This window comes from Tychonema sp. LEGE 06208 (assembly GCF_015207505.1).
Classification (GTDB): Bacteria; Cyanobacteriota; Cyanobacteriia; order Cyanobacteriales; family Microcoleaceae; genus Microcoleus.
The window spans coordinates 1-10683 of record NZ_JADEWT010000164.1 but is presented as its reverse complement, the minus strand read 5'-3'; the positions used below and the strand labels follow the sequence as shown (position 1 = coordinate 10683).

9 protein-coding genes and 1 pseudogene are annotated in these 10683 nt (G+C 47.2%); 6 read left to right on the top strand and 4 right to left on the bottom strand.

The genetic code is table 11. The annotated features are described in order from the left end of the window. Positions 1 to 340, top strand: a pseudogene (locus IQ263_RS26565) (pentapeptide repeat-containing protein); the annotation flags it as partial. A 9-nt stretch (positions 341 to 349) separates the two neighbouring features. Here IQ263_RS26565 and IQ263_RS26560 read toward each other — a convergent pair. Beyond that, positions 350 to 976 (bottom strand): Uma2 family endonuclease, encoded by a 627-nt coding sequence (locus tag IQ263_RS26560; RefSeq protein ID WP_194071067.1) that lies wholly within the window; start codon positions 974 to 976, stop codon positions 350 to 352. Positions 977 to 1113: 137 nt separating this feature from the next. Between IQ263_RS26560 and IQ263_RS26555 the strand changes: the two genes are divergently transcribed. Beyond that, entirely contained in the window at positions 1114 to 2850 is a 1737-nt protein-coding gene (locus tag IQ263_RS26555) for a DUF3352 domain-containing protein (protein WP_194071066.1), read from the top strand. Between the two features lie 552 nt (positions 2851 to 3402). Here IQ263_RS26555 and mrdA read toward each other — a convergent pair. Continuing rightward, a complete protein-coding gene (gene mrdA, locus IQ263_RS26550; protein ID WP_194071065.1) occupies positions 3403 to 5217 on the bottom strand; it encodes a penicillin-binding protein 2 in 1815 nt (604 codons plus the stop codon). 453 nt (positions 5218 to 5670) lie between these two features. Next, positions 5671 to 5883 (bottom strand): hypothetical protein, encoded by a 213-nt coding sequence (locus tag IQ263_RS26545; protein ID WP_194071064.1) that lies wholly within the window; start codon positions 5881 to 5883, stop codon positions 5671 to 5673. A 128-nt stretch (positions 5884 to 6011) separates the two neighbouring features. Between IQ263_RS26545 and IQ263_RS26540 the strand changes: the two genes are divergently transcribed. Together IQ263_RS26540 and cysE are read left to right on the top strand one after the other, a co-directional pair. After that, a complete protein-coding gene (locus IQ263_RS26540; protein ID WP_194071063.1) occupies positions 6012 to 6494 on the top strand; it encodes a hypothetical protein in 483 nt (160 codons plus the stop codon). Between the two features lie 247 nt (positions 6495 to 6741). Beyond that, positions 6742 to 7533, top strand: coding sequence for a serine O-acetyltransferase (gene cysE, locus IQ263_RS26535; protein WP_194071062.1), 792 nt, complete (start codon positions 6742 to 6744; stop codon positions 7531 to 7533). A gap of 203 nt (positions 7534 to 7736) precedes the next feature. Here the strand turns inward: cysE and IQ263_RS26530 are convergent, their stop codons facing one another. Next, a complete protein-coding gene (locus IQ263_RS26530) occupies positions 7737 to 8318 on the bottom strand; it encodes an Npun_F5749 family FMN-dependent PPOX-type flavoprotein (RefSeq protein WP_194071061.1) in 582 nt (193 codons plus the stop codon). A gap of 386 nt (positions 8319 to 8704) precedes the next feature. On the opposite strand from IQ263_RS26530, the gene IQ263_RS26525 reads away from it, so the two are divergent. Together IQ263_RS26525 and IQ263_RS26520 are read left to right on the top strand one after the other, a co-directional pair. Continuing rightward, a complete protein-coding gene (locus IQ263_RS26525; protein WP_194071060.1) occupies positions 8705 to 9823 on the top strand; it encodes a tocopherol cyclase family protein in 1119 nt (372 codons plus the stop codon). A 214-nt stretch (positions 9824 to 10037) separates the two neighbouring features. Next, on the top strand, positions 10038 to 10535 hold the full coding sequence (locus IQ263_RS26520) for a plastocyanin/azurin family copper-binding protein (protein WP_194071059.1): 498 nt from the start codon (positions 10038 to 10040) through the stop codon (positions 10533 to 10535). The last annotated feature ends 148 nt before the right edge of the window (positions 10536 to 10683 follow it).

The window sequence follows — 10683 nt, the reverse complement described above, 5'->3', positions numbered from 1 at the left end:
TGCGGGGGCTGTGGCGGTGGCGGGGACGGCTGCGACGGCGATTGCTGCGACTCGGGGCGAGGCGGGAATTGTGGCTGGGGCTGTGGCTGGGGCTGCTGCTGCGATCGGGGCTAGCGGTATTGTGACATTTTGGGGCGGGGATACTCTGAGGGGAATTGGTTTGTTTTTGGTTTCTGGGGTGATTTTGGGGTTAACTGCGATCGGCTTTTTTATTGCTGTTGAACAGATAGAACAATTGTCGGTAACGTCGTTTAGAAAGGCTGATTTGACTGGTGCTATATTCGATGCGGGGGCGGTTCTTGATGCTGATTTTTCCGATGCGCGAGGTTTGCCGTGGTAGACTGCACAATTACAGATTTTTTACCCATTCTCGGAATTCTCGCACTGCTGCGGTTGCGCCTGCTGTTTGAGTGCGATCGATAAATTCGTCAACTTTTGCAGTCGGTAGCATCGGGAAAGCCCTGGAAAAATTGCACTCGGCATATTCGCCATTTTGCAATTGATAAAACTTGACGCTTCGTCCGTCATACCGCCAAATTTCGGGTACGCCTAAATCTGCATATAAATCGAATTGATTTAAGGAACTGCTGGTAATATCAATTTCCAGTGCTAAATCGGGCGCAGGATCTCGCGCAAAGTCTAATTCGGTTCTGCCTCTGACCAGTGCTTCGTTCTGAATATAATAGCATGAATCTGGTTCTTTTCCCGCTGCTTTTTTGCGTTTTTTAATAGTCATCGAACCAAAGGGGTTGTACTCCAGATTTAGTTCTTCTATAAGAGTTACAATTAACCGATCGATCAGCCTGTTGCGATTTTCATGTTCCGGTAGTGGTACCATAATTTCTAATTGACCTTGATGATAAGCAATTCTGGTGGAACGTTTGTTGCCTAGTTCCGCTAGCAGGCTTTCATATAACTTCCAACTGATATTTGGCAGTAAAACTCGCTGTTCGGGGGGCGTTGATATTGTTAGCATTTTACTTGGGTTTTAGAGCTTTAGTGTATTTTAGTTTATCCTTTTTTTTTGCGAACCGCATAAAAAGTATCTGCCGACCGCTACGGTGATGCGCTACTCTAGTTAATAGTAGACTGTGGTAATTAGTCCTTGTTGTTATGAAGCTGCGATCGTTCTTTTCTTTCCTCATTGCTGGTGTTTTAGCACTCTTAGGCTTGGGTGCAGGCGGTTTTTACTGGCTGTCAACTCAAACTCCCCTAAATTTGCTCGCGGGCGGGCCGACAACTACTCCGGCTGCAGCTGTGTTTGTCTCGAAAGAAGTACCTTTGTTGGTTTCAATGCTGGTAAATCCCGATCGCCTCGAAGCATTGCGACAAGTTTTTGCCACTCCCACAGAAAGAAGCCTCGCACACGCAGAATTCGAGCAAATCAAAAAAAGCCTCCTCGCCAATACTGACTTGGATTACAGTCGCGATATCCAACCTTGGATCGGTGACGAAATTACCCTCGCCCTCACAAATCCCGATTTCGACGATCGCGATCGCCGCAAGGGCGAACAAACCGGGTTTTTGCTGGCTGTTTCTTCCCAAAATGCCGATCGCAGCCAACAATTTCTTAAATCCTACTGGCAAAAACAATCTCGTGCGGATAAAACAGTGCAGTCGGAACTATATAAAGGTGTCCAACTAAATTATAAAAAATTACCGACAGCCAAGCCAAAACCCGCTCCAATTTTGCCTTTTAACCCGCTTTATCTGCCGAATTCAACTTTACCATCAAGTTTCGCGACGGCGGCAATCCGCGGCCGTTCGGCTTCTGGAAACAACCTAAATTTTGTTTTATTTTCCCACAGTCCGAATATACTTCGAGATGCAATTAACAACTTGGAAGCAGCGAACCTAAATCTCAGTAACAGTCCTAACTATCAAAAAGCTTTCCAACAGTTAAATCAAGGTAGAATAGCTTTAGCGTTTGTCAATCTGCCGGAGCCAGCAACCGAGCAAAATCTCCCAGTTTCCCCTAATTCCCTAGCAGTTGCTGTCGGAGTCAACCGACGGGGATTGCTGGCTCAAACTGCTTTAGTGACATCGCGAGAAAACACGGCTTCTCCCACACTCTCCGAACCGGTGCTGGCCTTGCAATATATTCCCTCAGCCAGTCCTTTTGCCGTCGCCAGCACCGATTTAAGGAATTTTTGGGCTGATTTGTCATCGATGGTGTCAGCCAATGCAGAAGTATCTAAATTAGTCGATCGCGCGATCGCAGATATTCAGCAAAGTTGGAGCGTTAATTTGCCGCAGGATATATTCAACTGGGTACAAGGAGAATACGCTTTAGCAGTGGTTCCGAGTTCCTCAAACAGTGCGGATTGGGTTTTTGTCACCGAAACATCTGCCGATGCCCTTCAGGCGATCGACAAACTCGATGAAATTGCCCGTAGCAAAGAATACAGCATCGGCAGCTTCACTCTCAGAAACCAGAAAATTACCGCTTGGACGCAGTTGACAACTAGCTCGAATCATGGTAAGGGAAATAATAGGCAAAGTGCGATCGTAACTGAGGCAAAAGGAGTGCGAGCCACTGTCGGTAAATACGAAATTTTTACCACTTCAGTAGAAGCAATGGACGCAGCACTAAAAGCAGCCGAAACAGGTTCTTTGGTGGCCAATCAAGACTTTCAAATCAGCATCGAAGCGCTACCACCAGCTAACGACGGCTATTTTTATTTAGACTGGCCTTCGATCAGATCAATTTGGGAAAAACAAATCCCGCTGTTGAGGTTAATTGAACTTTCGGCGAGACCGTTATTTGACCATTTGCGATCGATCACTGTTACCAGTACCGGAGAAGTCGCAGGAATTCGCAAAGCCACCATATTTATGCGGCTGAATTAGTTATTCGTTATTGGTTATTGGTTATTGGTTGTTGGTTATTGGTTGTTGGTTATTCGTTATTCGTTATTGGTTATTGGTTATTGGTTATTGGTTGTTGGTTATTGGTTATTGGTTATTCGTTATTGGTTGTTGGTTGGTAGTCATTTTAGCCTGAGTGAAGTGGAAGGCTAGTGATTAGTAACGGACGCGCCTATCACGGTAAGAAACCGGGTTTCTACGAGTTTGGGGTTGAGTGACGATAAATATTGAAAGAAACCCGGTTTCTCAGGTGGGCGGGCGTGAGTCAGAAACCGGGTTTCTACGAGTTTTGGGTTGAGTGATGATAAATATTGAAAAGAAACCCGGTTTCTCAGGTGGGCGGGCGTGAGTCAGAAACCGGGTTTCTACGAGTTTTCGTAACAGAAACCATAAATATTGAAAAGAAACCCGGTTTCTCAGGTCGTGAGTACACCTTACTCTACTTGTCAACTAATGCCCCATGCCCCATGCCCCATGCCCTATGCCCTATGCCCTATGCCCAATGACCAATGACCAATGCCCAATGACCAATGATTACTGAGGATTGGGTGGTGTTTTCGGTTTCCCAAAATAAGCTTGAAATACATCTTTGGCGATCGGGGCCGCAGCAACAGCACCAAAACCGGCATTTTCCACAATCACGGCGATCGCAATTTCTGGCTTGTCAGCAGGCCCGAATGCCACATATAGCGAGTGATCCTTCTGTCCGATGACCTCCGAAGTCCCAGTTTTGCCCGCCGTCAGCGGAATCGAACCGTCATTGAGTCCCTGTCCCGTACCCTCGGAAACCACCGCGATCAGTCCTTCCTTAACCACCTGAACTGTCGAAGGTTTCATCCCCGTACTTACCCGTTGAGTCTCTGGAGTGCCAGTCATAGATGTCAAAAGATGGGGCTTGACTCGATAGCCGCCGTTAGCGATCGAACTCACCATTACCGCCGCCTCCAAAGGCGTCACCAACACCAACCCCTGACCGATCGACATCGTTACCGTATCGCCCTCATACCAGGGTTCTTTATAGATTTTCTCCTTCTCCTCCGGCGTCGGGATTTGACCGTGACTGCCGCCGCCAAGTCCCAAAAGATTCAAATCCGTATCTTTGCCAATTCCCAAGCGGTGTCCCCACTTAGAAATTTCCTCGGGCCCGGTACTCATCCCCACTTGGTAAAAAAACGTATTGCTGCTGAAAGCCAAAGCGTCCCGAAAGCCGATGTAGCCGTAACCGCCGCTGTGTTCGTTAAAATCAATTCCTCCCACCGTAATGTAAGACGAAGTACCCAAAATAGAGTCTGGCGAAAACTTGCCTGACTCGATACCGGCGACAGAAGTCACAATTTTAAAAGTGCTGCCAGGGGGGTAGCCCTGCATCGCCCGATTCAAAAATGGATCTTCCTGGTCTTGAAGAGTTGCCCAGTCATCCTTACTGATTTTTCGCGTAAACAGATTGGGGTCAAAAGTCGGGTGGCTGGCGAGAACTAATACCGCGCCGGTTTTGACATCCACGGCGACGACTGCTCCCCGGCGGTTTCCCAGGGCTGTTTCCGCTGCTTTTTGCATGGGCAAGTCGATGGTTAGCTGCACCGCCTCGCCCGGTTTTGGGGGTGTTTCTCCCATCAGCCGCAATTCTTGATTTTGGGCATTTACTTCGATCAGCCGATCGCCCCAAACTCCCGCAATTTGCTTGTTAGAACTCGCTTCTATGCCCATCTGACCGACAATCATCCCCATCGGATATTCCGGGTGAGCTTTCAAATCTACTGCGGTAGCTTCGCCAATATATCCGAGAACGTGAGCCGCCAAACTGCCTTCGGGATAGTAACGGTTCGCTTCTGGCCGCACTTCCACTCCGCGTATTTGTCCTACCTGTTCTGCTAGCGGCACAAAAATTTCTGGCGGCATCGCTTGCTTGATCCGCACCGGTCTGTAGGATAGAGGATCGACCTCTTTTATTTTTTGTAAAATTTCTTTGGCCGGGATTTTAACCAGCGGACTTAACTTTTCTGCTGTTACTTTCCACTGTTCCGGCGTTTGTTCTTTCGGCCACAAATAGACCGATCGAGCTAAATTGTTTCCCGCTAGCAGTTTGCCTTTGCGATCGACAATATGTCCGCGATTTGCCGGCATTGGCACTAGGCGAACGCGATTGTTTTCGGCTCGTTCCCGGTTTTGCTTCCCTTGTACCAGTTGCAATTCCACTAGCCGACTAGCGTGCAGGCTCAGCAAAGCGGTTGCCAGCAGCATTAATACGATCGCCCGGTGCATCGGACGCGACTGTTTCTTAGGAGTTTCCCCCAGAGTTTTGTCACAAGAGCGAAATCCAGAGAGCGAAGAAATTTGTCGTTGCATCATTCTATAAGTAGATGTCAAATCCTAGATTTTAGATTCTTGATTGTCAATTGTGCAGTATACAGCATCAGACCTAGGCGATCGTCTTAGTTCTCAGTCATTAGTTCTTAGTTCTTAGTTCTTAGTTCTTAGTTCTTGGGAATTGGCCAAACAGGCTAAACAGGGCATTGTTAACTGTTGACTGTTGACTGTTAACCGTTAACTACTGCTGACTGCTGACTGCTGACTGCTGACTAATGACTAATGACTGCTGACTGCTGACTGCTGACTGCTGACTGCTGACTGCTGACTAATGACTAATGACTGCTGACTGCTGACTGCTGACTAATGACTAATGACTGCTGACTAATGACTAATGACTGCTGACTGCTGACTAATGACTGCTGACTGCTGACTGCTGACTAATCGTCCAAGCACCAAGAAATAGCCAGCACAATTAAGATCAGGCTCAGCCAATTAGGGAAGTGCAGCCAGCCGAATATATCGACAGGTAACATTATTAAAAGCCATGTCAAGAGGGAACCGATCGTCAACAGCAAAGCCAGAATTATCATATCGAGCATCTTGAGAGCGTATAATTTCGGATGTGAGCCGATCGCGTGTGGCAGAACTCGGAGTGGCACCATCGAGGGCGATCGCACGTGTCACGGTTCCGATGATAGTAATCACGAACAACAGCCAGAAGGTTTTTCACTCAATTAAACAAAAATTGTTCTTCCTCTGGAAGTTCCGATTCTGGGGACTCAGACGAGTAAATTCTGAGTTGTAATTTTAAGTTGTGACACAGGAGTATTGCCATGTGGTTCGATCGGCCAGTCCATTTCAAAAACAGTGCGCTCTTAGCTGCGATCGGCGCGATCGCCGCCCTACCAGTTTTAGCAGAAACAGCCAACTTCGGCACTTTAAATTTATCGCGAGGTTTTGACTCCCCAACAGCAATGTTGAGAGGTTCCACAGGCGGATCGTACTCTCTCTCTGCCATTGCCAACACCGATCGCCACAAAAACAAATGTTTGGGTTTTGCCACTCCTACTCCCGACCACATCATAGTCTTGCAGCAAAACTTTTCCAAACTCGCAATCCAAGTCAACAGCGGAGGGAAGGACACAACCTTAGTCGTACAAGGCCCCGGTAACAGCCTGCGCTGCGGAGACGATACAGGTCAAAATAAAGATGCCAGCATAGTTGATTCAGACTGGCAAGCAGGATCTTACAGAATTTGGGTCGGTACTCTCGAAGCCGGAGTCAAGTCTAACTATACAATCTCACTACAGGAATAGAACGCAGCCACGCTGTGGGATGGACACGCTAAAATATTCTACATCCTAAAATTTTTCTCCCGATCGCCCGATCGCCCGATCGCTAATATCATGTCCGTTCGATTAGATTGGTTCCTAGCGCGGACTTAAGTCCGGGCTACGAACCGTTGGTGTTGTAACAATCGACCGAACACGATCTAACTTCCCCGATCGAGTAAAATTGTAAAATTGAAAGTGGCGTGTTTAACCAAAATTGGGAACTCCGAAAGTGCTTCATACCCTTAAAGCTGACTTCAGTATAATTTTCGACCGCGACCCAGCCGCTCGCAACTGGCTGGAAGTATTATTTTGTTACCCAGGTCTTCAGGCCCTAGTGCTGCACCGCCTCGCACACTGGCTTTATTTACTGGGACTTCCCCTAATCCCCCGCTTGATTTCTCACATTGCTCGGTTTTTGACAGGAATAGAAATTCACCCCGGTGCAACGATCGGCAAAAGCGTCTTCATCGACCACGGTATGGGGGTTGTCATCGGCGAAACAGCAATAATCGGCGATTTTGCCCTAATTTATCAAGGTGTCACCCTAGGAGGCACAGGCAAAGAAAGCGGCAAGCGTCACCCTACCGTCGGCGAAAACGTAGTTGTCGGTGCCGGGGCCAAGGTACTAGGAAACCTGCTAATTGGCAACAACGTTCGCATCGGCGCAGGTTCCGTAGTCCTGCGCGATGTACCCTCAGACTGCACCGTGGTAGGGATTCCCGGCCGCATCGTATATCGATCGGGAGTGCGCGTCAATCCCCTAGAACACGGCAGTTTGCCAGATTCCGAAGCTGTAGTAATTCGCTCTTTGCTCGATCGCATCGAATCCCTCGAACAGCAAGTAAAAAGTTTGATTCCTCAAGAATCTCTCTCCTTAACTTCTGTTCCCAATTCCCATTCAGCATTTCAAACTTCAAACAAAACCAGCAATGTAGCCCTAGCTGAAAAAACCGAAGTTGCCGCCGCTTGTCAGTTAAAAGATAAAGCAATTCAAGAATTTTTCGACGGCACCGGCATCTAAAAATTTAATTAGTCATTAGTCAGTAGTCATTAGTCAGCAGTCATTAGTTATTAGTTATTAGTCATTGGGAATTGGGAATTGGGAATTGGTAATTGGAATTGGGAATTGGAATTGGGAATTGGGAATTGGTTACTAATGACTAATGACTGAGAACTACTGACTAATGACTACTGACTAAGGACTACTGACTAATAACTTCTTTTTCACGGATTGACCGATCGCACAAACCAATTTCCATCCCCATCGTGCCCGTAAAGCGATCTGTTCTGCGGTTCTCCCCGCAACTCCAAAAAATCCACCGTTTCCGGTTCCAACAACAGCAAACAAAAATTCGGCAGCGGCTCGCGAGCATCTGGGGAAGCAGAATCAAAAGCACCAGCATCCGCCTTATCTTCCCCCGGTGCAGGCCAAGCAAATTGATCTCGAGCAGCCTCAGAAAGCTCCTGCCAAGCTGTGCGGCGCGCTGTCAACAACTCGGAATCTGCATCGTCTTGCCGCACCAAAATCAGTTGTCCAGCAATCCGAAATTGTTCCCGAGTTTTAGGGAAATACCAGCAAATCTCCCCCCAAGGATAGAGGTCAATTTCCTCCGCCTTCTGACTGCGAATATCAGTAATAAACTTCAACTGATTAGTATCTCCTAAAAAGCCTCGAAACACCACAGTGCGGTTAGCCGGACGACCAGTGGCGCGAACGGTTGCTAATTGCAAGTAGCGAGCAAAAGCCAGACTGCGGTTGCGGTGGAGAGCTCGCGCTAAGGGCGATCGCCAAAGTGCTAAAGTCATAATTAATAACCTATCATATTAGTTAGTAGTCATCAGTCATTAGTCATTAGTCAGTAGTCATTAGTCATTAGTCATTAGTCATCAGTCATCAGTCCTCAGTCAGTAAGCTGTTGCGGCATTTAAATTCTATGTCAAATGCGCGACAACTTAGTCATCAGTCATCAGTCCTTAGTCCTTAGTCCTTAGTCACTAGGAATAGGAAATGATAACTGACAACTGACAACTAACTACTGACAACTGACAACTAACTACTGACAACTAAGAGTACCCGCACGGGCCACCGCCCCTACCAACTGACTAATGACTAATGACTGGTGACTAATGACTAATAACTAATGACTAATGACTGCTGACTAATGACTCTTCTTTCTGCTATAGGTAATTTTATGTCAAATGCACTCTCAAAACTCAAAACTATTGAAACTCCCCACAGCGGCTACCACTGGGACGGCAGTTCCCGGCGCTTTTTTGAAGGCTGGTACTACCGAATAACATTACCAATTCACGGACAATCCTTTGCCTTTATGTATTCCATCGAAGACCCCAGAGGCGGTCAACCATACAGCGGCGGTGCTGCCCAAATTCTCGGCCCCAAAGATAGCTATTTGTGCCGCACCTTCCCCGATGTAGAAAAGTTTTGGGCGCACCGAGAAAGCTTGGGTTTCGGGCATTGGGGCAAGACAGATTTACAAATGAAACCCGAATATTTAGAGCCGCAAATGTTCGACAGCCACGTCCAAGAAGGCTATCAAGCTACTGCTACGTTGAATCAAGGTTATCTGCACGATCCGGGAAGCAGCAGTCACTGTTTTTGGCAGTACGAAATCAAACCAGTTTACGGCTGGGGAAACTCTCAGGAACTCCAGAAATCTACAGCGGGAATGTTATCTTTTTTACCTGTATTTGAGCCTGGATGGCAAATTTTAATGGCTCACGGTTTAGCCACGGGCTGGATAGATTGGAACGGCCAACGCTACGAATTTACAGATGCTCCCGCTTACAGCGAAAAAAACTGGGGCGGTGCTTTTCCGCAAAAGTGGTTTTGGATTAATTGCAATTGTTTTCAAGGTGAAAGCGATTTGGCTGTCACTGCTGGCGGCGGCAAGCGGGGCGTGCTGTGGTGGATGGAATCGGTGGCAATGATTTGTCTGCATTACCGAGGCAAATTTTACGAATTTGTGCCTTGGAATTCTCAAGTTACTTGGAATATTGAACCTTGGGGAAGCTGGAAAATGCAGGCGAGAAACAGCCAGTTTGAAGTTGAGTTAACTGGTACTGCAAGTTCTCAGGGTACTTATGTGCGAACTCCTACTGAAAAAGGCATGGCTTTTTGCTGCCGGGATACGACGCACGGTGATTTGCGGTTGCAACTGCGAGAGTTGTTGGGGGGAAATGTCGATCGCAATGGCAAGCAGCGTTATAAAATTATTTTAGAGGCTCAAAGTTCTTTATCTGGTTTGGAAGTTGGCGGCGGGCCTTGGGATGAAGTTTGGCGATCGAATTAAGTTAGTAGTCAGTAGTCATTAGTCATTAGTCATTAGTCAGTGGTCATTAGTCATTAGTCATTTTAGCCGCTCGCGAAGTCGAAGGCTAGTCATTAGTCAGTGGGCATTAGTCATTGGGCATTGGCCAAACAGGGCATTGGGCATTGGTGCTGTCCCCCCGATCTTTCCGTCCAACGTCAGCAGTCAGCAGTCAGTTAACATTAGTAAAACAGCCATGATAAAAATACTCGGTTTACAATTAGAAAAATTCTACCGCAACCAACAATTACCACCAACTCTCAAAAGAATTTTGGGACTCATGTTATGTGTGGGTGCAATCTTAATACCTGCGACAATTGCCAATGCTGGCGATTTGTCTCGCCAACCTATCACCGAAATTAATGTTAGCTTGGGTAACGAAGCTGGAGAACTCAAATTTTTCCCCAATCAGCTAGAATTTGAATCTGGTAAGCGCTATAAATTAGTGCTGAAAAATCCCAGTCCGCAGAAACATTATTTCACTTCCAAAAATTTTGCAGATGCGAGTTGGACTCAAAAAGTTGAAGCTGGTAATGTAGAAGTTAAAGGAGCTATTCACGAACTGGAACTTAAATCAGGGGCTGTGGCAGAATGGTTGTTTGTGCCGGTGAAATCGGGAAGTTACAACCTTCGCTGTACCGTAGCGGGACATACTGAGGCGGGGATGGTTGGCAAAATTGCGATCGCCTCTTAATCCCCCTATCCCATAGTTGAGACGAGCAGAGAATTCAATCTCAGACTGCATTAGACCTCTTACAAAAGTCAAATTCACCCCCCGCAAGTCCCCCCTCCCGCGGGGAGAAACAAGAATAATCTTGCTCCCTCCCCGCGGGAGGGGAGGG